Below are 23,337 nucleotides of genomic sequence, written 5' to 3'. Positions count from 1 at the left end.
TTTAATATTTCACATTCATTATATAGGTTATTTCTATCATAAGATATCCTTATTTTTGTCAATTATCATAGTCGTAATGACAATTATAATTGACAAAAATAAGGATATTATTTACAATTTTAATTAAATAAATGAAAAAGAGGGAAGACATGAAGCTTCAAAATCGAGTGAGGGAATTGCGAGCAAAGCATCGTTTATCACAAGGGGATTTAGGGAAAGCGATTGGATCATCGCGGCAAACGATTAGTTTAATCGAGCGTGGGGATTATGCGCCATCTATCGTATTGTCGTTAAAAATCGCAAAAATTTTCAACGTATCGGTGGAGGAAATATTTACGTTAGTAGAGGGGGAAGAGGACGATGAAGAGTAAGCGAAAAAAACAATTTGATTCTGTGGGGAAAATAGCATTAAGTATGCTGGGTGGTTTTTTAACGTCTTATATAGCTTTAAATTTACTCTCGGATGAACCGAGAAAATTATCATCCAATACATTTATAGGTATATGTACTATTTTTGGAATCTTAATGATGTACTACACTTGGAAGAATACACGTATGTTAGCAGAGGCACGCGATGAAGAAGAGAGCGTGCAAGGCAGAAAATTAGGCATTATAAGTATATATTTACGTGTAGGTGATATAGTTACGCAGGCATGGTTTGTATATGCAGTTATTACATGTAGACGTGCACTGTTGCAAGATACAAATGTTTCATTTGCGGTGTGGAATTTAGTAGCTTCTATTGCTTGTTTAACTACTGTAGTAATTATCGGACTCATAACAAAAAATCGTTATAATAAGCTATATCCTGAACAAGGTGTAACATATATGGAATCTATGAAAATGTGGACGAAAAACGCAGATGAAGGATTAAAGCACATTGTGCATGAGGCTGGATATAAAGCATATGAATTTACGAATACAATATTGGCATATGTATGGTGGGCTGCTGTTATATATACAGCTGCTAGTGATATCGATTTTGTGTTAATTGGTTTAATCTCATTTATTTGGATATTGCATCTCGGGAAGTTCATGTACGAAATGCAGAGAAAAATGATTTATTAAGGGGAGAAAAAGGTGGATATTTTAAGAAGGCCAGCTGGCTCAATGACAGTGGCGCTAATTCTGTCCATTTTATACGGAGTAATCCGAACTGGGAAATTAGAAGTAATTTTGAACCTGTGGACAATAGTTGGAATTGCATTGTTAGTGTTAGCCATTCATGAGCTAGGACATGTAGTATTTGGTGTAATAGGTGGTTTGACATTTAAATTTATAACAGTAGGACCCATTACTATTCAAAAAGAAAAAGGAAAATTACGCATTCGAGAAAATAAATTATGGGCGTACTTTGGAGGCGTTGCAACACTAGTACCACCTTCTATAGAGACACCGAATCTTTCGAAAAAATGGGCTTGGCTCACTTTAGGTGGACCGATTACGAATTTACTATTTGGTATTACTTTTGGTTACATATACATGGTAAGTTATTATCAATATCTTTTATATTTTTCCTTTTTCCATTTTGCAATCTTTGCGGTTACAATTGTGCCGATAAAAGGAACGCTTATGAGTGATGGGATGCAATTTCTTATTTTAATTAAAGATGATGAAAGAGCTAGAAATCATTTATATGAGATTCAAATATCGAGTGAGTTATTTAGTTATAAAAGACCGAAAGATTGGGATGAAAGATTAGTAGAACTTAGTGAGGAGAAAATAAAAGAGAATAAAGAGATAAGAGAGATAATGAGTAGGCTTATGCTTGTCTTTTTTGCTCGTGCAGATCAAGAGGGAATGGAAAGAGCGATACCGCATATAGAACGAATTGTTCAACTACCTGTAACGAAAGAAAATAAGTTTTTCGTTAGTAGTTTTCATAGTTGGTACCTTTTATATAAAGCACTTTATGAGATGGATAGTCTTTCTTTGCAAGAAGCAAAGGAACATGCAAAGGCCATTACAAAAATGGATCTAAACGGATATTACCGTACAAAAGGAATTATTAAATATTTAGAGGGCGATATGGAAGCATCCCGTACTTATATGAGGAAAGCTGATAAAGAATTAAAGAGCGCCGAGAAGAGTGAAATGGGATATTTACAATTAGAGAGAGAATGGTTTGAGCAGCTAAAGAAGAGGGTATCTTACGATGGGTGAGGTATCCTCTTTTTTCTATGTCATCTTATGCCGTTCCATAAACAGCCTAGGGCGAGTAAAATAAGATAAGAAGAGCGCAGCTTGGAGGAAGTAAATATGGAAATTTTATCAATTATTTTGATAGTCTTGCTCATTTATGTTGTTTTTAAAGTGGCATATGTAGCATTAAAGATACTCGCGATCCTATTAATTATCTTTTTAATCGTAGAGTTCGGCAGTAAGTTGCTTGGGGGATAGGGTATGTTGTACGTTTCGAGTGTCGAAGATTGTCGTTAAAACGATATTTTGTGCCGAATCGTTGATATAAGTGGAGAAACGATCGATATATTTGAAAAATCGTTGATATATTTAAGTGAATACGAAGTGGGGTATGTGGAAAAGAAGTTGCCGTTGGGTAGCTTCTTTTTATTGTGGTGACGGGGTATAGAGCATAAATAGGTTGCCGAAAATTGTCGGTAAGTCGATATAATGTGTCGAACCGTCGATATAATGAAAAAATCGCTGATATAAGTGGAGAAATCGCCGATATATTTGGAGAATCGCTGATATATTACGGTAGATACTAACCGGGGTATGCAAACCAACATAAAAAAGCTGGAAGAATTCCTTCCAGCTTAAGAGTTACTTTCAATTTGGCGACCGCTATCTTCTTCATTGTCTTGTAATAGGTTGAATACGTCTGCTAAGCAGAATGCAATGAACCAAGTCCATAGACCGTGGAAGAAAGCTGAGCTTAATTGAAGTGGTAATGTATAGTTTGTCATTGAGTAGGAAATACATCCACCAACGATTCCGATCATTGTTAATAACATTGTTTTTTGAGCATTTTCTTCTGGATTGAAGAGGAAGTAAATGTATCCGCCTAAAATTGAAGCGCTTACAAGTGTTTCGATTCCATTAAAAATGATATTCTCTCCAAGCTGAGTGTTTGTCCAGAAGCAGATTGTTCCGCCGATAATAGCAAACAGGACAGCTATTGTATATCGTATATATTGATTCATATGTTCATCTCCCTATGTAATAAGATGATTTGGAAGTCAAAAAGGTAGGTATAGTATATTGAAGTGAGTTTTAATTGTACGTATCTTTTTATAAAAAGATCATTGAAGAGTAACTAAGATGATCGGTTGTTTAAACCGTTACGTGTATGGTGTCTGAAATATACCCGACTGCTCGTTTCTTTTTGCTTGTAAAATAAGAGAAACTTCCAAGTCTATATACTCTTTTTTTGTGAGTCTGCTTTCATTATAACACATTTAGGGACATAATAATAGAATTATCTGATTTTGTAATAAGTGTAAAAAATAAAAAGCGCAAGGAAATACCATTAACGGTGCAGTTTAGTGGAAGAAGGATTTTAATTTATTATGATGAAATATGTAATTAAGGTGAGATCTAAGAATGAGGCTTAAATACTATAAAAAATGTTTTATAGCATGAATGTAAGGGAGGAGAGCTAACTTGGAGTTCACAACAGAAAGATTAATAATTAGACCTTTTAAGAGTACTGATTTACAGGATGTATTTGCTATTTATAATAGTGATGATACATGTAAGTTCCTATTACATAATAAGTGGACTCATGAAGACATGCAGAAAAGATTTAATAAGAAGCTAGCAAATAATGTACTTACTAAAGAATCAATATTAAGTTTGGCAGTTATATATAAGGCTAAAGTAGTTGGTGATTTATCCGTATGGTACACAAATATGAAAGACACTGTTGAGATTGGTTATAGTTTTTCAAATGAAGTAGCTGGGAGAGGTTTGGCAACAGAAGCAGTAAGTAGTTTAGTATTGAAATTATTTAATGAATGTAATGTACATCGTATACAGGCTAATCTTGATGCACGTAATACAGCTTCACAAAAATTGTGTGAACGAATAGGCATGAGAAAGGAAGCACATTTCATACAAGATTTTTGGAATAAAAATGAATGGACAGATAGTATTGTATATGGAATGCTATCCTCCGATTTGTAGTAATAAACTTAGTGATTTTATTATGCTAAAAGGTGCGTTAGTTGAATAACAAAGGGCATAACATATTATATATGACTAATATGTTATGCCCTTTAATTTATTACCCTTTTTTATATACGTTTGAAACGGCCGACAATTTCAACTGTTTCAGTAATGTTCATAAATGCTTTGTTATCCACTTGACGGATAATACGTTTCATTTCGCCTAACTCATAGCGAGTCACGACAGTGTAAATCATTTTTTTCTTATGGTTTGTATAGCCGCCGACAGCGTCTACCATTGTCACCCCGCGTATACCGTGATGTAGTAGTGCGCTTTTTATTTCCTCGCCTTTTTCTGTAATAGTCATTATCGTTAATTTAATATGTTTCGTATGCACAGCGTCGATAACTTTGCTGACTACAAATCGACTAATTAACGTATAAAGTGTAATATCCCAACCGAAAATAAAACCTGCTGCTACAAGTAAGATTAAGTTGAATACAAATATGATTGCTCCAATTGAAACATCTCGATATTTCGCTACAATCAATCCAACAACATCAAAACCACCTGTTGAAGAAGCAAATCGGAATATAATTCCTGAAGCTGCTCCGCAGATAACACCACCGAATACAGAAGAAAGTAAAATATCGTCTGAAACTTGGTGTACCGGGATAATGTTCATCGCTAACGATGATATAGCTACAAAGTACGCTGTTAAAAAGGTTGTCTTCTTGCCTAAGTAAAAGTGACTTAAAATAAGAAGAGGAATGTTTAGTAAAAAGATAAGTGCACCGATATTGTAGTGCATTAAATAACCGATAATCATCCCTACACCAGCGAACCCACCGCTAATCATATTATGCGGGATAAAAAACATATTCATAGAAATTGCATACAAAATAGAAGCTATAAAAATAACAACCAACTGTATTATAAATTCTAAGTGAAATGTTTTCGCTGCTGGGAAGGATAAAAAGGCGGTGTCGGGAACGTAATCGGCGTCTCCTAGTTGACCCATAGTATGTTTCATCTCCATATTCATTTTTGATTACAAGAAGAGAATAAAGGTTTTTTCAAAAACTGGCAATAGTTTTATTATAATGCAAAAATTTTATAAATTTCTAATAAATCAAGCCTATTCATTGATGTGTGTGAATATACTAAAGAAAGCGAATACAATGTTTCTTAATTATTATTTTCTTGAGAAAATATGCAAAATGCTTTTTTTGAAAATAAAAGGAAATAGAGAATGTTTGCCGAATGTGCTAAAATGACCTTATTAAGGATGTGAAGCGATGGAATTTTTATTGCAGGATGCAATTCTATATATATCGTTTGTAACGACAGCACTTTGTTTATTAGAAGTTTTCTTCCTTACTAATGTTTCTCGCTTTGTGCGTCAACAAGCATCAAGCGGTAGACAAAGAGCTTTTGCGTTAGTTGATACATGTGAAGATAGTGCGGGAAATGTACCGCTATTTTCTATTTTTTATAAATATGGAATGATTCGTTCTGTACGCAGACAAGAATCAAGTGAAGAGAATGACGAGGTCGGTCCGTATACACCAATGTTTCGCTAAATAATTACGAAACATTGGAGGAATGAACATGTTAAAATCATACCGAGCTGTGCTCGTTAGTTTATCATTATTACTTGTTTTTGTTTTATCTGGTTGCAGTAATGCGGCCCCAATTGATGCACATAGTACTGGGATTTGGGATCATTATTTTGTATATCCAATCTCGTTTATGATTCAATTTGTTGCGCATCATATATCTGGAGCTAGCTTTGGGATTGCCATCATTATCATGACGCTCGTTATTCGTTCAGCCATGATTCCATTAGCTGTTTCGCAATATCGCAGCCAAGCGAAAATGAAGAAAATGCAACCTGAATTGCAGAAGCTAAAGAAAAAATACGGTGATGTAAGTAAAGATCTTGAAAAACAAAAACAGTATCAAAAAGAAATGTCAGAACTAATGAAATCAGGCGGTTGGAATCCACTTGCTGGTTGCTGGCCAATTTTTATACAAATGCCGATTTTCTCTGCTTTGTATTATGCGATTAGCCGAACAGAAGAGATTCGCACATCTTCGTTTTTATGGGTGAACTTAGGACATGCAGATCCATATCATATATTACCGATTATTGCAGCGTTAACGACATTTATTCAAATGAAAGTTTTCCAATCTAATATTACACCTGGAGAACAAGTACAGATGCTAAAGATGCAGCAAATTATGATGCCGGCAATGATTCTATTTATGGGGTTTGCGGCGCCATCAGGACTTGTATTGTACTGGATAACAGGTAACTTATTTACAATGACACAAACAATTGTATTAAGAAAAATAATGGAACGTGAAGAGTTACAATTACAAAAAGCATAGAGAAACACCGCTCATCACGAGCGGTGTTTTTTATTTGAATCGTTAAGGAAATTTTAAGGAACCAACATTACTATAGGTGATGTATACGAAAGTGTACATGCTTTAGAAATATGAAGGAGGAAATTTCCTATGAAGAAGAAAACAGTTGGGTATTTAGCGATTGCAGGTGCTTTATCATTCGGAATCATTGGAGGAGTCGGTATTCCGGCATTCGCGGCAACGAATACTCCAGCAACAGATCAGCCTGCAAAAACGGCGAAAAAGGATTTGGATGACGCTACAAAACAAAAAGTAAAAACAATTATGGACGATACAAAGAAACAGTTAGAGGAACTAGGTGTAAAGCTTCCGGAGAAAGAAAAACGTAAAGACATGTTCGCAGGATTAGATGATCAAACGAAAGAAAAAGCGAAGTCAATTTTAGAGCAAGAGAAATCTGGAAAATTAACGCATGAGCAAGCAAAAGAGGAATTAACAAAGTTAGGTGTGAAAATGCCGGAGAAAGGTAAGCATGGAGACATGTTTGCAGGATTAGATGAACAGGCGAAAGCAAAAGTGAAGTCGATTTTAGAGCAAAAGAAATCTGGAAAATTAACGCATGAGCAAGCAAAAGAGGAATTAACAAAGCTAGGCGTGAACATGCCGGAGAAGGGTAAGCGTAAAGACATGCTTGCTAACTTAGATGAAGCAACAAAGAAAAAAGCAAAGTCTATTTTTGAACAAGAAAAGTCCGGAAAATTAACGCATGAGCAAGCAAAAGAAGAATTAACAAAACTAAGTGTAAAACTTCCAGAGAAAGAGATGCATGAAGATATCTTTGTGGGATTAGATGAAGCAACGAAAACAAAAGCAAAAGCGATTTTAGACAATGAAAAGAAACAATTAGAGGAATTAAATGTGGATCTTCCGCATCATAAAGTGAAACTTTAATCAGTGGTGCATTTCCACTGATTATTAGCCCTCACCAATCGGGCTTTTACGGGGCAAGTTTTTTTATGAAAAAAGAAGATAAATAATGGATTTATGTATCTTTCGTGGGGCAACCGGAAGGTACGTGCGAGGACCGATTTCTACTTATAGAAATCGGTCTCTTTTAATGATTCAATAAAATTCTTTTCATTGTTAGTATGTATCCGAAGACGCAGTAGAAGATTGCAAAACCGATAAACACTTCCGTATATTGATATTTACCCAATACGTAGAAGGAACCAGCTGGTATAATAGCTACCGCTAAAATGCTATAACCAGGATACTTGTGCCGATGCATGATAGCGAATAGAACAGAGAGACATGTAGCGATGATACAAAAGACAGCAATCATTATTGATGCACCTCCTAAATGGATTATACCATTTTTAGGGGAATAGAGAAGTTTTGTATCTTCTGTTATAATATAAGAAGAGAATTCTTTCTTATGTTATATAAAAAATATATTGATTTTTTATAACAATTCAATATAATGAACAATAACTACAAAATTCGACATCAAGAAGTGATGATGAGGACACGATCAATTTTTTACGATTCTCAGAGAGGGAAGCCTTTGGCTGTGAGCTTCCTAATACGGAAAAATAGATTACCACCTCTGAACTGCAGCAGTGAACGAATATCTAGTAATTGCTTGCCGGCAAAAACCGTTATTTAGACTTGAGAAATTGGTGAAGTGTGTTACTTTACGAATTGAAACAAGGGTGGAACCACGAATACAACACTCGTCCCTTTTTTAGGGAGGAGTGTTTTTTTATTTCATTTTTGCATCACACTAGGATTGGAAGGAGGATACGCAGCATGCATCATGATGAGAAGAACAAAATTGGTTTAACAGTAGCACTTTCTATCGTAGTAGGAACGATTATTGGATCTGGTGTGTTCATGAAGCCAGGGAGCGTATTAGATTACTCGGGAAGTTCTAATATGGCCATTCTTGCTTGGGTAATTGGTGGTCTATTGACGCTAGCGAGTGGTTTAACAGTAGCTGAAATTGGAGCGCAAATCCCGAAAAATGGTGGTTTGTATACGTATTTAGAGGAGATTTACGGAAGTTTTTTGGGATATTTATCAGGTTGGATGCAAACAATTGTTTATGGACCTGCTATTATCGGAACATTAGGCTTATACTTTAGTTCTTTAATGATTAATTTTTTCTATTTAGATAAAGCATGGAATTTACCAATCGCAATTGGAACGGTTGTGTTCCTTGGCGTTGTAAATAGTATGGGAACAAAATACGGAGGTATCGTTCAAACAATCACGACAATTGGGAAGATGATTCCGATTGTGTTAATTGTTGTGCTAGGTTTTTGGAAAGGGAATAGCGATATCTTTAACGTAGTTGTGCCGATATCGGAAAATCAAAGTATCGGTATGGCAATTTTAGCAACGTTATTTGCTTATGACGGCTGGATTTTACTTGCTTCAATTGGCGGGGAAATGAAGAATCCAACAAAGTTATTACCGAAAGCAATGACAGTTGGGATTTTAATTGTAACAGCTGCATACGTATTAATTAACTTGGCGTTATTAAATGTATTACCAGCAGCGAAAATTGTAGACCTTGGAGAAAATGCAACAGCGACAGCTGCCGGCATGCTACTTGGAGAATATGGCGGGAAAATTATTAGTATCGGTATTATCGTTTCTATTTTCGGTTGTTTAAATGGAAAGATTTTAACGTTCCCACGTATCCCGATGTCGATGGCAGAACGTGGACAACTTCCATTTGCTAAGTTTATTGCAAAGGAAAGTCCAAGATTTAAAACACCAGCAAATGCGATTACTGTTGAAATCATTTTAGGAATTATTTTAATGATTATTAGTGATCCAAATAAGCTATCTGAGATTTCCGTATTCATTATTTATATTTTCTATGTGATGACGTTTATTGGTGTCTTCATTTTAAGAAAACGTAATAAGAATAAAGAGCGTGCATATAGTGTACCGTTATTCCCAATCGTACCAATTGTTGCGATTTTAGGTTCACTTTTTGTAATCGGTAGTGCGATTATTAACGATCCAGTAAGTTGTTTTTTATCAATTGGAATTGTATTTACGGGACTTCCGGTGTATTGGTACTTGAATAAGAAGAAAGAAACAGAATGATGGAAGGGTAGGCGTATAATACGCCTACCTTTTTTACTGCAAAAAAATTATACTTGCGTCCACTTTCTAATTTGGTTACTATAGTCGTAGTAACCAAATTAGAAAGCGTGGGGAAAGACTTGAATTTTCGTGTTTATATTTTAGCTATCGCGGCTTTCGTAGTCGGAACGGTTGAGTTAATTATAGGAGGAACGCTCGATTTAGTTGCCAATGATTTAGGAGTATCTATTAGCGCAGCTGGTCAGCTTATCACAATATTTTCGGTAGTATTTGCTTTGTCAGGTCCAGTTTTATTAGCTGTGACAGGGAAGTTTGAAAGAAAAACATTGTATGTTGGAGCATTATCGATTTTCTTAATCGGAAATATCATTTCGGCATTTAGTGTAAATTACGGAATGTTAATGTTCTCAAGGGTTATTTGTGCGGCAAGTGGTTCATTAATTATTGCACTATCGGTAACACTTGCTTCTAGTGTAGTGGAACCGCATTTTCGTGCGCGTGCAATTGGAATCATTTTTATGGGGATTAGCGGATCACTCGTACTTGGAGTACCGCTCGGTCTTGTGCTCGGAAATGCATACGGATGGCGTGCGCCATTTGTATTAATTTCGATATTAACAGTTATGGCTATTGCTTGTATTTCATTGTTCTTAACGAAAGTACCACCGACATCGGTATTATCAATAAAGAAACAACTTGCTACTTTAAAAGATAAAAAAATTGTAAGTGCACAGTTAACATCCTTTTTATTTTTAACGGGTCATTTAACACTATATGCATATTTAACGCCTTTCTTAAAGGATGTCATGCATGTTGAAGCAAACTGGATTAGTGTGTTTTACTTCATTTTCGGAATCGCAGCAGTAATTGGCGGCGGATTTGGTGGATGGCTTGCTGATAAATGGGGGTCGAAGAAAAGTATTATCTCGATTATTATCGTATTTGCATGTGCAATCTTCATGTTGCCATTAATGACATTCTCATTCCCGCTCTTCATCATTATGATGGGACTTTGGAGTATGCTGAGCTGGGCGATTTCACCAGCACAGCAAAATTATTTAATTGAAATTGCACCGGAATCAGCTGGTATTCAGCAAGGTTTAAATAACTCTGCGCTTCATTTAGGAATTGCACTCGGTTCAACAGTAGGTGGAGTTGTTATTGAAAAATCATCTGTTATATATAATGCTTGGGTAGGCGGTGGCTTTATTATATTAGCACTACTTTGTGCGATTTTCTCGATTACAAGAGGACGCTCTACTCAGTTCGTGAAAGAAGAATCTATCGTTTGATAGGTTCTTTTTTATTTGTAAAAAATTGCAGGTTTTAGTAGAAAGATGGAGAAGGTGTATATAGCGAGGTGAGGTATATGTATACGAATTTTTCAATTATTGGTCTTCTAATTTCAATGCTCCCTTTGTTTCTTATTATTCTTGCACTTAGATGGGGTCGTTTCATCTATAAAAATTCTGAGAAACAGGTAGAGCAAAATGAGAAAATCATTGAGCTGTTGATGGAGATAAAGGAACAAAACGAAAAGGAGTCTAAGTGAAAAACTAGACTCCTTTTTATTATTTAATTAGTATCTTAATTTCATTAACAAACTCTTAATTTCCTCATCTTCCATAAAGAGGTCATGGTGTTTCTGGGTAATCTTTGCAAGTGCAACGTCGTGATAGAAAAATTCTGTAAAGAACTTTACGAAAGGTTGTGACATTGTTTTCATCGCTTGCCATGACTCTTGTTCTACGCCAGCAAATAAAATTTCACGATTGTCAACGATGAGTAGTAAGTAGCGCTCTAATGCATTAGGCTCTTCAGCTGGGATTAGAAAATGCATCTTTTCTAAGTCTGTTTCTACTTCTCCAACAATAAGGGATTCAATTTGAACACCTTGTTTTGCTTTTTGTTCTAGTAAAGGGAGATATTCTAAAAGAGTATCATTCCAAGCTGAAATACGGATTGATTCTTTTGCACTTTCAATGAGTTCTTTACTTTGAACTCGAATAGAAGATTGCATTTTTAAGCTCCACACACGGTCATCTGTAAATGATTTTTTTGATATATTTGTTTCCAGTTCTTTAATATTTGATTGGAATTCTGTCGTTAATTTTTCAATTGCTAGCTTTAGTGGTAATGCTGTATACAATTTTTTCTTTTCTGAAACAGAATCCATTACCATTCCTTTATCGATTAGGCGTGCTAGCACTTCATATATTTTTGCTTTTGGAACACCTGAATGCTTCACAATTGTTGTAGCATCTAACGGTTCATTGCTTGATACGACAACTTCATAAGCTTGGCTTTCATATTGTGAGAAACCGAATTTTTGTAACATAGTTACCTCCGAACGAATGAGATTATATTTTAAGGATAATGAACTATTTGTTTTTGCACAAGTGGTAGTCCGTTTTCTAATTGTATTAAGGTGAGAATTAATTTCAATTTTTTAATTTTATCTATTATACTTAATATAATGATTAATAAGATTTTAGTTTAATGCGAAGGGGATGCTAGGGGGAAGATGTTAAGAAGTTTACGTTTAAAAATTGCGGTAGTGTTTTCAGTACTTATTTCTATGATGTTCGTAATATTGGGTACAGCTGTGTATCAATTACAGAAAGAAAAGGAAGTGCGTTCCTTAGACGAGTATTCTCAAAATGCGATGGATCTTGTGACAGAGCAACTTACGACATTTGTTCAAAGAACGGATGAAGATATGGGGTATTATGCGGACAGTGAGATGATTCGTAATATGCTTCAAGGTGGGGTTACTCCAGAAGAGGAAGCGTTTTTAACGAAAGAGTTTGCAGAGTATAAAAAGAATCATCCTGGTATTTTAGATTTATATATTGGTACGAAAGATAAAAAAACATTAAGTGCCAATCTTGCTGAAGGTGGGCAAGTGCCAGAAGGATACGATCCAACGACAAGACCATGGTATAAAGATTCAGAGGCTGATGTAAAAAAGGTCCATTGGGGACAACCTTCTTATGAAATTGCAACAGGAAAGTTAAGTGTAGGTGTTTCTAAAGCAATTACAGCTCAAGATGGGTCTGTATTAGGTGTTGTTGCGATGGATGTATCGCTTGGGACGATTCAGAAGTTGCTTCACAATATTCAATACAATAATGACGGAGAAATGTTTATTATAAATGATAAAAATATGGCTCTTGTTTATCCAGAAAAGATAGGGAAAGATGTTTCTAAAGAGCCACTTATAAAGAGCTTAAATAAAGAGGTAACAAAATATGCGGTCACTACAATAAAAGGTGAAGATGTAGTTGTTTATAGTCAATCATTTGATACGATGAAATGGACGATAGGAATCTTTTATCCGAAAGAAACGATCGATGGGCTATTAAATAGTACAAGAAATACAGTTATTATAATGGCATGTATTAGTTTATTAGTTGGAATCGTAGCTTCCTACTTGTTCTCAAGAAGATTAGCAAGACCACTGCAACTATTAAAGAATCACGTGCAAAAAGTAGCAGAAGGCGATTTAACGCTGCGAATGAAAGTGACAAGTAAAGATGAAGTTGGAGAGTTGACTAAGCACTTTAATGATATGGTTGAACAAATGAATGAAATGGTAAGTAAAATTAAAAACAGCGTATCAACGGTGCAACAATCAACGAATAGTTTACATTATTTAACGAACGAAACAGTAGCGGCTAGTAGAGAAGTTTCAGGAGCAATGGATGATGTGAGCGGAGGAGCTTCTACTCTTGCGAATAGTGTGGATGAAGTTTCAGCTCAGCTCGAGAATATGGCGGAGTCAGTGGAACAAATGAATAGCTCCGTTGGTGAAATAAAAGGAGTGGCTGGCAAAGCGGAAGAGGCATCTAAGCAAGGATTAAATACAATGAGGAATTTAATTCATACGAGGGGACAATCATCTTCGATTGTTGTTCATACAGAAGAAGCATCGGATAAGTTAGAACAAAGAGTTGGATCGATTCAAAATGTTGTTGAGCTTATAAAAGGCATTTCAGATCAAACAAATTTACTTGCTTTAAATGCATCGATTGAAGCTGCCCGTGCAGGTGAGCAAGGTAAGGGATTTGCGGTTGTTGCTGAAGAGGTTCGGAAATTAGCGGAACAATCAAAAGAGGCAACCGGAGAAATCACAACGATGATTGGTGATGTACAATTAGAAGTAAAAAGGGTTGTAGAAGTTGTAAGTAAATTGAAAGACATTGCAGATGTGCAAAATAAAGTGACGACAGAGGCGGAAATGGAGTTCCGCACAATTATGTCAGTCGTAAATACGATTAGTACTTCAGTTGAAAAAATTGTAGAAGAGGTACATAACATAGGTTACGAGCAAGGGGAAATTACAGCGGTAATGCATACAATTGCTGGTACGAGTCAAGAAAGTGCAGCTGTTTCTGAAGAGGTACATGCTGCAACGGAATCACAGGTGAATCATTTAGAAAAGGTAGCTCACACGATGGAAAGTTTGACAGAACATATGAGAGATTTAGAAAGATTAGTCGAGCAGTTTAAAGTGGAAGAGTAACATATTAGTAAAATGATGAGGATTTCGGTAAAATAGACAATGGATATATAAGAAACGATTATAGGAGGAAGACTACTATGGCAATTGTTGATGTATCGATTATTCCAGTAGGAACAGGTAATCCAAGTGTTAGTGAATATGTAGCAGAAGTACAAAAGGTGCTAGAGAAAAATGCGGATCGCGTGAAGTATCAATTAACACCGATGAATACAATTATTGAAGGAGATCTTCCTGTCATTCTAGAAGTAATTCAACAAATGCATGAAGTTCCATATACGAAAGGTGCACAGCGTGTTGCAACAACTATTCGTATTGATGATCGTCGTGATAAAGTAAGCACAATGGAGAAAAAATTAAACTCTGTTCGATCAAAATTATAAGAAAAAGCAGCGATCTTCGCTGCTTTTTTCATATAGGAGGTAAATAAGATGAGTGAAAAGTTTAATGAACAATTTGACGGGTTGTTAGAGAAATACACGGAACTATTACTTGGAGAGAGCAATGAAGAGAGAAAAGAGCAGGTGCAGAAGTGGGCGCTTTATTCTTACATAGCGAAGACAATGCCAGCTTTAGTAAAGCATTGGAATGAGACATATCCAGATGCGAAAGAAGAGATGGTGCAGTTAATTACAGATATTAAAAGGCTGAATGAAGAGAAGCGAAATGAGCAATAAAAAAACTTGAGGGAAATATAATCGCAAGTTTTCTGTATTAATATCCTTATATAACTTACGTGGAATATAAAGGGTTTTATAGGCATGTCGAATATTTTCGGTATGCCTATTTTTGCCCTAGTAAACCCGTTTTTTCTAAATGTCGAAAAATATTCCCTTCATATTTGCATGCGAGAATATAGGTTTTTAAATGTTTTTATAGTATTTTATAAATTATCTAAATAATTATTTGTATCCAATAATTTTAAACAATGATATAATTTTGAAGAGGGGTAAAAAACAGATAAATTACAGTCATAGGGGTGAATTACATGGAACAATTAATGCGAAATTCGTTTCTTTTCTTATCTAAAAATAAAGCGCTAACAAAACTGGCTAAAAAGTACGGTTTACGCTTTGGTGCAGGTCGCTTTGTCGCAGGGGAGACAATTGAATTAGCGACAGCAGCTATTAAACAATTGAACAAGCAAGGACTTTGTGTAACAATCGATTATTTAGGGGAATTCGTTGATAATGAAGCAGAAGCAAATGAAATGGCTAACCAATCGATTGAAGCGATCCGTGCAATTGGAAGAGAAGGTCTTGATTCGCAACTTTCTTTAAAGATGACTTCTATGGGATTAGATATCTCTGATGAAATCGTAATGAACAATATGCGCCGTATTTTAGAAGCTGCAAAAGAAAATGGCGTGTTCGTTACAATTGATATGGAAGATTATACACGCTGTGGTAAAACAATTGATATCTTTAAACAATTAAAATCTGAATACGATAATATTGGTACTGTTATTCAAGCTTACCTATATCGTACAGAAAAAGATATGGAAGAATTAAATGCGTATAATCCTAATTTACGTCTTGTAAAAGGTGCTTATAAAGAACCTGAAGAGGTAGCATTCCCAGATAAGAAAGATGTAGATGAAAATTATAAAAAGATTATTAAAATGCACTTATTAAATGGAAATTATACTGCGATTGCTTCACATGATGAAGCGATTATTGAATATACAAAAAAACTTGCTGAAGAACACAACATTCCAAGGGATCAATTTGAATTCCAAATGTTATATGGTATTCGTAATGAGCGTCAACTTGAGCTAGTAAAAGAAGGTTACAAAATGCGTGTTTACGTACCTTATGGAAACGACTGGTATGGCTACTTCATGCGTCGTCTAGCAGAGCGTCCAGCAAACGTTGCGTTCGTATTAAAAGGTATGGTTAAAAAATAACCAAGGAGAAAATACTCCTTGGTTATTTTAATTGCTGAAATGCATAATGTGCCATTTTCTTCGTATCAGGATATAGTTGCGCCCGAGTAGAAGATAATACGACGTTAATGACGCGTTTACCATCTTTTTCATCGACTGTTACGACTGTATATTTGCCAAGTGCTGATAGACCGCTTTTACTTCCAATCGCATATGGATCGTCATATAGTTCTTCTCGTCCATAGTTTGCGATATTTGGAGAGCGTTCTGAAGTATGTAGAGTTGTACGTGTTGAATTCATATATTCTAAAACAACTGGATACTTTAATGCTTCTTTCGTAATCATAGCAATGTCATATGGTGATACTTTATTTCCAATCGCATCAGCACCACTTGCGTTCTTGAAAGTCGCATGCTTTGTACCAAGTTCCTTCGCTCTAGCATTCATCATTTTCACAAATTCATTTTTTGATCCTGCGATATGTTCTGCAATTGATTCAGCTATTGGATCTGCACTAATGATAAGCATAAGTTTTAATGCCTCATCACGTTTTAATTTTTCTCCAGCACGAAGTTTAATTTTCTTACTTTGACTTTCTGTTTTAATTGCATTTTCTGTAACTGTAATTTCTTCATCTTCTTTTACATTCTCTAGTAAAAGAAGGGTTGTCATCATTTTGGCTATACTAGCCGGATAAGAGCGTTCGTCTTCACGTTTCCCATACAAAATTTCACCTGTGTCTGCATCGATTGTAATGGCGTATTGCCCAGTAATGTTAGGTTGATTAACTCTTACAGCTTGTTGCCTTTGTGCATAAGAGAAGAAAATCATCCCTGTAAATAGTGTAGCAATCATTACAATCATAACTATTGTTCGTTTCATCATCGGTCCCTCTTTTGTTTTCCATATGTACAAATAAATTGGGCAGAAAAAGCAGCCATTAATCATTATGCCACGTTCTCTGCCCAAAAATATAGCGTTATTTTTCGCCCATATTATGCTTCTTATATTGTTGGTTGTTACCTTGGCGTCCTTTTTCAACACCGTGATTATGCGGACCTGCGTTTCCAGTTACACTAGCTGCACTAATTCCAGCCTTTGAAGGGTTCTTCTTAAGTTTTGCCATATATATTCCTCCAGTTTCGTCAGATTATAAAAAGGAAAAGTGCATTTAAACAAAGAAAATACACATGTATAGCATAGCCAAATGAAAGAAAAATATTTATTTCAGAAAATTTTATCAATAAATATATTGCGAAAATTTAAACAGTATCATATATTTATTAGTAGAGGCTCACTCATTGATTGCGACTTATGTCGAAAAATTGAATGAGCATTCATTCAAGAATAGGGGGAGAATTGGATGTTCCAAATTAAAAAGGCTGCTGTTCTAGGTTCAGGCGTAATGGGTTCGGGAATTGCGGCACACTTAGCTAATATTGGTATTCCGACATTATTGCTTGATATTGTACCACCTGCGCTTACGAAAGAAGAAGAAGCGAAGGGACTTACATTAGAACATAAAAGTGTGAGAAATCGTTTTAGTAATACGGCTGTGCAAAAATTATTAAAGCAAAAACCAGCTCCTCTGACAGTGAAAGGAAATCTAGCACTGATTGAAGCAGGTAACTTAGAAGATGATCTTGAGCGTCTAGCTGATGTAGATTGGATTATTGAAGTAGTAGTTGAAAACTTAGAGATTAAAAAGAAATTATTTGAAAAAGTAGACGCTGTTCGTAAACCGGGTTCTATTGTCAGCTCGAATACGTCAGGCATCTCAGTTGAAAAAATGGCAGAAGGTCGTTCAGACGACTTCCAGAAACACTTCTTAGGCACACACTTTTTTAACCCACCACGATATTTAAAACTTCTAGAGGTAATACCGACGAAAGAAACAGATCCACAAGTATTAAGCTTCATGAAACTATTTGGCGAAGACGTTCTTGGAAAAGGCGTTGTTATCGCAAAAGACACACCAAACTTTATTGGAAACCGCATCGGTACGTACGGTTTACTTGTTACTCTTCAAGAGATGGTAAAACGCGGCTATAGTATTGGGGAAGTTGATTCTGTAACAGGCCCACTTATTGGTCGTCCGAAGAGCGCAACGTTCCGCACATTAGATGTTGTCGGCTTAGATACATTCGTACACGTTGCAAATAACGTATATGAAAATGTGCAAGAAGAAGAGCGTGATGTATTTAAAGTACCAGCTTTCATGCATGAAATGCTTGAGAAAAAATGGCTTGGAAGTAAAACGGGTCAAGGCTTCTTCTTAAAACAAGGGAAAGAAATTTTAGAGTTAAACCCTAAAACGATGGAATATGAAGCGCGTAAAAAATTAAAAGCTGCATCCGTAGAGTTAAGTAAACAAGAAAAAGGATTAGCGAATAAATTGAAAGCGCTTGTATACGCGAAAGATCGTGCAGGAGAGTTGTTATGGAACATCATTACACCAACTCTTTTATACTCTGCAAAACTTCATAAAGAAATTGCTGACGATATCGTTGCAATTGACCAAGCGATGAAGTGGGGCTTCGGCTGGGAGCAAGGACCATTTGAAGTGTGGGATGCAATCGGTGTTGAAAAATCTGTTCAAAAGATGGAAGAAAACGGCGTAGTTGTTCCTACTTGGGTGAAAGAAATGTTAGAGAAAGGTTTCACTACTTTCTATAAACATGATAACGGCGATAGCTACTATTACGATAATGGCGAATATAAGCTAATCGAGCGTAATAAAAAAGCAATTTCTCTTAAGCAATTAAAAGCGAAAAATGGTGTATTAAAGAAAAATAGCGGAGCGAGCTTAATTGATTTAGGCGACGGCATCCTTTGCTTAGAATTCCATTCGAAGAGCAATGCAATCGGTATGGATATTACGCAAATGATTAACTATGCTGTTGATGAAGTAGAAAAAAATTATAAAGGTCTTGTTATCGGTAACCAATCGAAGAACTTCTGCGTTGGTGCGAACTTAGCGATGATCTTAATGGAAGCACAAGACGACAATTACTTTGAAATTGAGTTGGTTGTGAAAAACTTCCAAGATGCAATGACGAAAATTAAGTACTCTTCTAAGCCAGTTGTAGCAGCACCATATGGTATGACGCTTGGCGGAGGTACAGAAGTTTGCTTACCAGCAGCTAGCATTCAAGCTTCTAGTGAAACGTATATGGGCTTAGTAGAAGTTGGTGTTGGCTTAATTCCTGGCGGAGGCGGTAATAAAGAGCTATACATTAAACACTTAAATAAAATGCCAAATGGTGTAGAGTTTGACCTGCAAAAAGTTGCGAATAAAGTGTTCGAATCTGTAGCGATGGCGAAAGTTTCTACATCAGCCCAAGAAGCTGTATCGAACAACTTCTTAGGCGATAAAGACGGTATTAGTGTGAATGGTGATCACTTACTATATGATGCGAAACAGAAAGCACTTGCTTTATATGAAGCTGGTTATAAAGCACCGATTCGTAAAAAGATACCAGTTGTTGGTGAAACAGGATATGCAACTCTTGTACTTGGTGCAGAAGCAATGCATTTATCAGGTTACATTTCTGAACATGATCTTCACATTGCGAAGAAACTTGCATATGTCATTGCGGGCGGAAAAGTGCCGTACGGAACAGAAGTTGATGAGCAATATTTATTAGATGTAGAACGTGAAGCATTTATTAGCTTAGTAAGTGAGATGAAATCACAAGCAAGAATGCAGCACATGCTTGTAAAAGGAAAGCCATTACGTAACTAATAACGAGGGGAGATATCGTTCATGAGAGAAGCTGTCATTGTTGCGGGAGCAAGAACACCAATTGGAAAAGCAAAGAGGGGTTCATTAAAAACAGTTCGTCCTGACGATCTAGGGGCGTTAGTAGTAAAGGAAACGTTAAAGCGTGCGAATTATGAAGGACCAATTGACGATTTAATTTTCGGCTGTGCGATGCCAGAAGCAGAGCAAGGTTTAAATATGGCTCGTAATATCGGTGGATTAGCAGGACTTTCTTACGATGTTCCAGCTATTACGATTAACCGTTACTGTTCTTCAGGTTTACAAAGTATCGCTTACGGAGCAGAGCGTATTATGCTTGGTCACTCTGAAGCTGTATTATCAGGTGGAGCGGAATCAATGAGTTTAGTTCCAATGATGGGACACGTTGTTCGTCCGAATAGTCGCCTTGTAGAAGCAGCTCCAGAATATTATATGGGTATGGGACATACAGCAGAGCAAGTTGCTGTGAAATATGGAATTTCTCGTGAAGAGCAAGATGCATTCGCAGTAAGAAGTCATCAACGTGCTGCCAAAGCATTAGCGGCAGGGAACTTTGCTGATGAAACAGTATCTGTAGATGTAACGTTACGTACTGTTGGAGCAAACAACAAATTACAAGAAGAAACAATCACTTTCGCGCAAGACGAAGGTGTAAGAGCAGAAACGACATTAGACATCTTAGGTAAATTACGTCCAGCATTTAACGTTCGCGGTTCTGTAACAGCTGGTAACTCTTCACAAATGAGTGATGGTGCAGCATCTGTATTATTGATGGATCGTGAAAAAGCAGTAAGTGATGGTATGAAGCCACTTGCGAAATTCCGTTCATTTGCAGTAGCTGGCGTACCACCAGAAGTAATGGGAATCGGTCCAATCGCTGCAATTCCAAAAGCATTAAAACTAGCTGGCTTAGAGCTATCTAATATTGGCTTATTCGAACTAAATGAAGCATTCGCTTCTCAATCAATTCAAGTTATTCGTGAACTTGGTTTAGATGAAGAAAAAGTAAACGTAAACGGTGGTGCAATCGCACTTGGACATCCACTTGGCTGTACAGGAGCAAAACTAACACTATCTCTTATTCACGAAATGAAACGCCGCAACGAACAATTCGGTATCGTAACAATGTGTATCGGTGGCGGAATGGGAGCAGCGGGAGTATTTGAATTACTATAAAAAAAGTGGAAGCGGCTTGCTCAGAATGTGAGGGGGATGGAGCTTCAGACGAAGAGGCGCTCTTTGCCTCGTAGGAAGAAGCGAAGCCACCGAACATTCTAGCCACTGGAACTGGACTATAAAAAAGTGAAAGTGGCTTGCTCAGAATGTGAGGGAGATGGAGCTTCAGACGAAGAGGCGCTCTTTGCCTCGTAGGAAGAAGCGAAGCCACCGAACATTCTAGCCACTGGAACTGGACTATAAAAAAAGTGGAAGCGGCTTGCTCAGAACAGGAGGGCGTTGGAAGCCCTGACGAAGAGGCGCTTTTTGCCTCACAGGAAGGGGTGAAACGACCGACTGTTTTAGCCACTGGAACTGGATTATAAAAAAAGAATGGAAGCAACGAAGGTTTATAAAAAATAAAATTGAGAGCCAGCTTCTTTCTTTTTTGAAAGAAGCTGCTCATGAAAATATGAAGGAGGAAATTTTCATGGAAAAAACAGTAGGAAATGCGGTTAAAGGCGGTAGCTTTTTAGTAGATGAGATTACGATTGATCAAGTGTTTACGCCAGAAGATTTTTCATCTGAGCATAAAATGATTGCAAAAACGACAGAGGACTTTATCGTAAATGAAGTTCTTCCAGAGCTTGAATATTTAGAGCAACATGAGTTTGATCGTTCTGTTCGTCTGTTAAAAGAAGCTGGAGAACTTGGTTTATTAGGTGCTGATGTACCAGAAGAGTACGGAGGAATTGGCCTTGATAAAGTAAGCTCAGCGTTAATCGCAGAGAAATTCTCTCGCGCAGGTGGCTTTGCAATTACTCACGGTGCTCACGTAGGTATCGGATCGTTACCAATCGTATTATTCGGTAACGAAGAGCAAAAGAAAAAGTATTTACCATTACTTGCAACTGGTGAGAAATTAGCTGCATACGCATTAACAGAGCCAGGTTCAGGATCTGACGCATTAGGTGCAAAAACAACTGCACGTTTAAATGCAGAAGGTACACATTATGTATTAAATGGTGAAAAACAATGGATTACAAACTCTGCATTCGCTGACGTATTTATCGTGTATGCAAAAATTGATGGAGAGCACTTCTCAGCATTTATCGTAGAGAAAGAATATGCTGGCGTATCTACAAGCCCAGAAGAAAAGAAAATGGGTATTAAATGTTCTTCAACTCGTACGTTAATTTTAGAAGATGCATTAGTACCGAAAGAAAACCTACTTGGTGAAATCGGTAAAGGTCATATTATCGCATTCAACATTTTAAATATCGGCCGTTATAAATTAGGTGTTGGTACAGTTGGATCTGCGAAACGTGCAGTAGAAATTTCAGCACAATATGCAAACCAACGTCAACAATTCAAACAGCCAATCGCTCGCTTCCCATTAATTCAAGAGAAACTTGCGAATATGGCAGCAAAAACATATGCAGCTGAAAGTTCTGTATATCGTACAGTAGGTTTATTCGAAAGCCGCATGAGCACATTATCTGAAGAAGAAGTAAAAGACGGTAAAGCAGTAGCAGCTTCTATCGCTGAATATGCAATCGAGTGCTCTTTAAATAAAGTATTCGGTTCTGAAGTATTAGACTATACAGTAGATGAAGGTGTTCAAATTCACGGTGGTTACGGATTCATGGCAGAATACGAGATTGAAAGAATGTACCGCGATTCTCGTATTAACCGTATTTTCGAAGGAACGAACGAAATTAACCGCCTAATCGTACCAGGTACGTTCTTACGTAAAGCGATGAAAGGTGAATTACCACTTCTTCAAAAAGCACAAAAATTACAAGAAGAGTTAATGATGATGATGCCAGAAGAAGTAGGCGATGAGCCATTAGCACTTCAAAAGTATTTAGTAACTAATGCGAAGAAAATCGGCTTAATGGTAGCTGGATTAGCTGCTCAAAAATACGGTAAAGCATTAGATAAAGAGCAAGAAATTCTTGTGAATATCGCTGACATCGTAAGTAACCTATATGCAATGGAATCAGCTGTTCTTCGTACAGAAAAAGCAATTAAAACAACTGGTCTTGAAAAGAATAAACAAAAAGTGTTATACACTGAAGTATTCTGCCAAGAAGCATTCAACGAAATTGAAGCAGATGCGAAAGAAACACTTATCGCAGTTGAAAACGGCGACATGCTGCGCATGATGTTATCATCATTACGTAAATTAACTCGCCACACACCACTTAACGTAATTCCGAAGAAACGTGAAATTGCTGCGAAAATTTTAGAAGATGAGCGTTATACAGTTTAATATCTTTAAAGAACAGTAGTCGTTTATACGGCTACTGTTCTTTTTTTTGAAAAAAAGAAATTTTTTAGTGACATAAAACTAATACCATTAGTATAATAAAACTAATGGTATTAG

General features: G+C 36.4%; 24 protein-coding genes and 1 other annotated feature. Of the genes, 18 read left to right on the top strand and 6 right to left on the bottom strand.

Features of this window, described 5'->3' with window-relative positions; genetic code table 11:
* Positions 1-149 precede the first annotated feature (149 nt).
* The 4 genes from F3I02_RS27725 to F3I02_RS27710 all read left to right on the top strand — a co-directional run bounded on the left by F3I02_RS27725 (position 150) and on the right by F3I02_RS27710 (position 2,400).
* Complete coding sequence (locus tag F3I02_RS27725; protein ID WP_000776161.1) at positions 150-371, top strand: helix-turn-helix transcriptional regulator; 222 nt, start codon at positions 150-152, stop codon at positions 369-371.
* Complete coding sequence (locus tag F3I02_RS27720) at positions 361-1,068, top strand: DUF3169 family protein (RefSeq protein ID WP_046946676.1); 708 nt, start codon at positions 361-363, stop codon at positions 1,066-1,068. The genes F3I02_RS27725 and F3I02_RS27720 overlap by 11 nt, the downstream gene beginning before the upstream one ends.
* Before the next feature lie 42 nt (positions 1,069-1,110).
* A complete protein-coding gene (locus tag F3I02_RS27715; protein WP_033703600.1) occupies positions 1,111-2,163 on the top strand; it encodes a site-2 protease family protein in 1,053 nt (350 codons plus the stop codon).
* A gap of 96 nt (positions 2,164-2,259) precedes the next feature.
* Positions 2,260-2,400, top strand: a complete 141-nt coding sequence (locus F3I02_RS27710) for a DUF3985 family protein (protein WP_000404758.1) — start codon at positions 2,260-2,262, stop codon at positions 2,398-2,400.
* A 377-nt stretch (positions 2,401-2,777) separates the two neighbouring features.
* Here F3I02_RS27710 and F3I02_RS27705 read toward each other — a convergent pair whose 3' ends face one another.
* A complete protein-coding gene (locus tag F3I02_RS27705) occupies positions 2,778-3,164 on the bottom strand; it encodes a DUF3938 domain-containing protein (protein ID WP_001077773.1) in 387 nt (128 codons plus the stop codon).
* A gap of 460 nt (positions 3,165-3,624) precedes the next feature.
* On the opposite strand from F3I02_RS27705, the gene F3I02_RS27700 reads away from it, so the two are divergent.
* Positions 3,625-4,146: a GNAT family N-acetyltransferase gene (locus F3I02_RS27700; RefSeq protein WP_000397304.1), complete on the top strand. Its 522-nt coding sequence runs from the start codon at positions 3,625-3,627 to the stop codon at positions 4,144-4,146.
* A 110-nt stretch (positions 4,147-4,256) separates the two neighbouring features.
* Here the strand turns inward: F3I02_RS27700 and F3I02_RS27695 are convergent, their stop codons facing one another.
* Entirely contained in the window at positions 4,257-5,150 is an 894-nt protein-coding gene (locus tag F3I02_RS27695; RefSeq protein WP_196478642.1) for a YitT family protein, read from the bottom strand.
* 277 nt (positions 5,151-5,427) lie between these two features.
* Between F3I02_RS27695 and F3I02_RS27690 the strand changes: the two genes are divergently transcribed.
* The 3 genes from F3I02_RS27690 to F3I02_RS27680 all read left to right on the top strand — a co-directional run bounded on the left by F3I02_RS27690 (position 5,428) and on the right by F3I02_RS27680 (position 7,453).
* Entirely contained in the window at positions 5,428-5,712 is a 285-nt protein-coding gene (locus tag F3I02_RS27690) for a hypothetical protein (RefSeq protein ID WP_000394936.1), read from the top strand.
* Positions 5,713-5,740: 28 nt separating this feature from the next.
* A complete protein-coding gene (gene yidC / locus F3I02_RS27685; RefSeq protein WP_000920540.1) occupies positions 5,741-6,523 on the top strand; it encodes a membrane protein insertase YidC in 783 nt (260 codons plus the stop codon).
* 129 nt (positions 6,524-6,652) lie between these two features.
* Positions 6,653-7,453, top strand: a complete 801-nt coding sequence (locus F3I02_RS27680) for a hypothetical protein (protein ID WP_196478641.1) — start codon at positions 6,653-6,655, stop codon at positions 7,451-7,453.
* 163 nt (positions 7,454-7,616) lie between these two features.
* Here the strand turns inward: F3I02_RS27680 and F3I02_RS27675 are convergent, their stop codons facing one another.
* Entirely contained in the window at positions 7,617-7,844 is a 228-nt protein-coding gene (locus F3I02_RS27675) for a hypothetical protein (protein WP_000562230.1), read from the bottom strand.
* 165 nt (positions 7,845-8,009) lie between these two features.
* Positions 8,010-8,246, top strand: a binding site (T-box leader).
* Positions 8,247-8,311: 65 nt separating this feature from the next.
* On the opposite strand from F3I02_RS27675, the gene F3I02_RS27670 reads away from it, so the two are divergent.
* The 3 genes from F3I02_RS27670 to F3I02_RS27660 all read left to right on the top strand — a co-directional run bounded on the left by F3I02_RS27670 (position 8,312) and on the right by F3I02_RS27660 (position 11,174).
* Positions 8,312-9,622, top strand: coding sequence for an APC family permease (locus F3I02_RS27670; protein ID WP_196478640.1), 1,311 nt, complete (start codon positions 8,312-8,314; stop codon positions 9,620-9,622).
* Between the two features lie 107 nt (positions 9,623-9,729).
* Positions 9,730-10,914, top strand: coding sequence for an MFS transporter (locus F3I02_RS27665; RefSeq protein ID WP_003303294.1), 1,185 nt, complete (start codon positions 9,730-9,732; stop codon positions 10,912-10,914).
* 77 nt (positions 10,915-10,991) lie between these two features.
* Positions 10,992-11,174: a hypothetical protein gene (locus tag F3I02_RS27660; RefSeq protein ID WP_196478639.1), complete on the top strand. Its 183-nt coding sequence runs from the start codon at positions 10,992-10,994 to the stop codon at positions 11,172-11,174.
* Positions 11,175-11,201: 27 nt separating this feature from the next.
* Here the strand turns inward: F3I02_RS27660 and F3I02_RS27655 are convergent, their stop codons facing one another.
* Positions 11,202-11,960, bottom strand: a complete 759-nt coding sequence (locus F3I02_RS27655) for a TrmB family transcriptional regulator (RefSeq protein WP_196478638.1) — start codon at positions 11,958-11,960, stop codon at positions 11,202-11,204.
* Between the two features lie 186 nt (positions 11,961-12,146).
* Here F3I02_RS27655 and F3I02_RS27650 point away from each other — a divergent pair, with 186 nt between their 5' ends.
* The 4 genes from F3I02_RS27650 to F3I02_RS27635 all read left to right on the top strand — a co-directional run bounded on the left by F3I02_RS27650 (position 12,147) and on the right by F3I02_RS27635 (position 16,050).
* The gene (locus tag F3I02_RS27650; RefSeq protein ID WP_196478637.1) at positions 12,147-14,147 is read left to right on the top strand and encodes a methyl-accepting chemotaxis protein; all 2,001 of its coding nucleotides are present in this window, start codon (positions 12,147-12,149) and stop codon (positions 14,145-14,147) included.
* A gap of 77 nt (positions 14,148-14,224) precedes the next feature.
* Positions 14,225-14,527, top strand: coding sequence for an MTH1187 family thiamine-binding protein (locus F3I02_RS27645; protein ID WP_001018860.1), 303 nt, complete (start codon positions 14,225-14,227; stop codon positions 14,525-14,527).
* Between the two features lie 48 nt (positions 14,528-14,575).
* Positions 14,576-14,821 (top strand): YusU family protein, encoded by a 246-nt coding sequence (locus F3I02_RS27640; RefSeq protein ID WP_001290594.1) that lies wholly within the window; start codon positions 14,576-14,578, stop codon positions 14,819-14,821.
* Positions 14,822-15,132: 311 nt separating this feature from the next.
* Positions 15,133-16,050, top strand: coding sequence for a proline dehydrogenase family protein (locus F3I02_RS27635; RefSeq protein WP_074593749.1), 918 nt, complete (start codon positions 15,133-15,135; stop codon positions 16,048-16,050).
* A 22-nt stretch (positions 16,051-16,072) separates the two neighbouring features.
* Here the strand turns inward: F3I02_RS27635 and F3I02_RS27630 are convergent, their stop codons facing one another.
* Positions 16,073-16,912 carry a D-alanyl-D-alanine carboxypeptidase family protein gene (locus F3I02_RS27630; RefSeq protein ID WP_000831481.1) on the bottom strand — a complete coding sequence of 280 codons (840 nt, stop codon included), beginning with the start codon at positions 16,910-16,912 and terminating at the stop codon, positions 16,073-16,075.
* Positions 16,913-17,009: 97 nt separating this feature from the next.
* The gene (locus F3I02_RS27625; RefSeq protein WP_001096344.1) at positions 17,010-17,156 is read right to left on the bottom strand and encodes a YuzL family protein; all 147 of its coding nucleotides are present in this window, start codon (positions 17,154-17,156) and stop codon (positions 17,010-17,012) included.
* A gap of 237 nt (positions 17,157-17,393) precedes the next feature.
* Here F3I02_RS27625 and F3I02_RS27620 point away from each other — a divergent pair, with 237 nt between their 5' ends.
* The 3 genes from F3I02_RS27620 to F3I02_RS27610 all read left to right on the top strand — a co-directional run bounded on the left by F3I02_RS27620 (position 17,394) and on the right by F3I02_RS27610 (position 23,223).
* Complete coding sequence (locus F3I02_RS27620) at positions 17,394-19,775, top strand: 3-hydroxyacyl-CoA dehydrogenase/enoyl-CoA hydratase family protein (RefSeq protein ID WP_000486395.1); 2,382 nt, start codon at positions 17,394-17,396, stop codon at positions 19,773-19,775.
* Positions 19,776-19,796: 21 nt separating this feature from the next.
* Complete coding sequence (locus F3I02_RS27615) at positions 19,797-20,969, top strand: acetyl-CoA C-acetyltransferase (RefSeq protein ID WP_196478636.1); 1,173 nt, start codon at positions 19,797-19,799, stop codon at positions 20,967-20,969.
* 469 nt (positions 20,970-21,438) lie between these two features.
* On the top strand, positions 21,439-23,223 hold the full coding sequence (locus F3I02_RS27610; protein ID WP_000416287.1) for an acyl-CoA dehydrogenase family protein: 1,785 nt from the start codon (positions 21,439-21,441) through the stop codon (positions 23,221-23,223).
* The last annotated feature ends 114 nt before the right edge of the window (positions 23,224-23,337 follow it).

The sequence above is a fragment of the Bacillus sp. SRB3LM genome (assembly GCF_015712745.1).
Lineage (GTDB): Bacteria > Bacillota > Bacilli > Bacillales > Bacillaceae_G > Bacillus_A > Bacillus_A thuringiensis_K.
Note: the sequence above shows the minus strand (reverse complement) of the source record. Positions and strands in the feature narration are given on the sequence as shown.

Coding starts and splice junctions, on each gene's coding strand:
- F3I02_RS27720 (WP_046946676.1), top strand. CDS start 361: ATGAAGAGTAAGCGAAAAAAACAATTTGATTCTGTGGGGAAAATAGCA.
- F3I02_RS27620 (WP_000486395.1), top strand. CDS start 17,394: ATGTTCCAAATTAAAAAGGCTGCTGTTCTAGGTTCAGGCGTAATGGGT.
- F3I02_RS27715 (WP_033703600.1), top strand. CDS start 1,111: ATGACAGTGGCGCTAATTCTGTCCATTTTATACGGAGTAATCCGAACT.
- F3I02_RS27630 (WP_000831481.1), bottom strand. CDS start 16,912: ATGAAACGAACAATAGTTATGATTGTAATGATTGCTACACTATTTACA.
- F3I02_RS27635 (WP_074593749.1), top strand. CDS start 15,133: ATGGAACAATTAATGCGAAATTCGTTTCTTTTCTTATCTAAAAATAAA.
- F3I02_RS27675 (WP_000562230.1), bottom strand. CDS start 7,844: ATGATTGCTGTCTTTTGTATCATCGCTACATGTCTCTCTGTTCTATTC.
- F3I02_RS27615 (WP_196478636.1), top strand. CDS start 19,797: ATGAGAGAAGCTGTCATTGTTGCGGGAGCAAGAACACCAATTGGAAAA.
- F3I02_RS27725 (WP_000776161.1), top strand. CDS start 150: ATGAAGCTTCAAAATCGAGTGAGGGAATTGCGAGCAAAGCATCGTTTA.
- F3I02_RS27680 (WP_196478641.1), top strand. CDS start 6,653: ATGAAGAAGAAAACAGTTGGGTATTTAGCGATTGCAGGTGCTTTATCA.
- yidC (WP_000920540.1), top strand. CDS start 5,741: ATGTTAAAATCATACCGAGCTGTGCTCGTTAGTTTATCATTATTACTT.
- F3I02_RS27650 (WP_196478637.1), top strand. CDS start 12,147: ATGTTAAGAAGTTTACGTTTAAAAATTGCGGTAGTGTTTTCAGTACTT.
- F3I02_RS27640 (WP_001290594.1), top strand. CDS start 14,576: ATGAGTGAAAAGTTTAATGAACAATTTGACGGGTTGTTAGAGAAATAC.
- F3I02_RS27645 (WP_001018860.1), top strand. CDS start 14,225: ATGGCAATTGTTGATGTATCGATTATTCCAGTAGGAACAGGTAATCCA.
- F3I02_RS27625 (WP_001096344.1), bottom strand. CDS start 17,156: ATGGCAAAACTTAAGAAGAACCCTTCAAAGGCTGGAATTAGTGCAGCT.
- F3I02_RS27610 (WP_000416287.1), top strand. CDS start 21,439: ATGGAAAAAACAGTAGGAAATGCGGTTAAAGGCGGTAGCTTTTTAGTA.
- F3I02_RS27660 (WP_196478639.1), top strand. CDS start 10,992: ATGTATACGAATTTTTCAATTATTGGTCTTCTAATTTCAATGCTCCCT.
- F3I02_RS27670 (WP_196478640.1), top strand. CDS start 8,312: ATGCATCATGATGAGAAGAACAAAATTGGTTTAACAGTAGCACTTTCT.
- F3I02_RS27655 (WP_196478638.1), bottom strand. CDS start 11,960: ATGTTACAAAAATTCGGTTTCTCACAATATGAAAGCCAAGCTTATGAA.
- F3I02_RS27695 (WP_196478642.1), bottom strand. CDS start 5,150: ATGGGTCAACTAGGAGACGCCGATTACGTTCCCGACACCGCCTTTTTA.
- F3I02_RS27710 (WP_000404758.1), top strand. CDS start 2,260: ATGGAAATTTTATCAATTATTTTGATAGTCTTGCTCATTTATGTTGTT.
- F3I02_RS27690 (WP_000394936.1), top strand. CDS start 5,428: ATGGAATTTTTATTGCAGGATGCAATTCTATATATATCGTTTGTAACG.
- F3I02_RS27705 (WP_001077773.1), bottom strand. CDS start 3,164: ATGAATCAATATATACGATATACAATAGCTGTCCTGTTTGCTATTATC.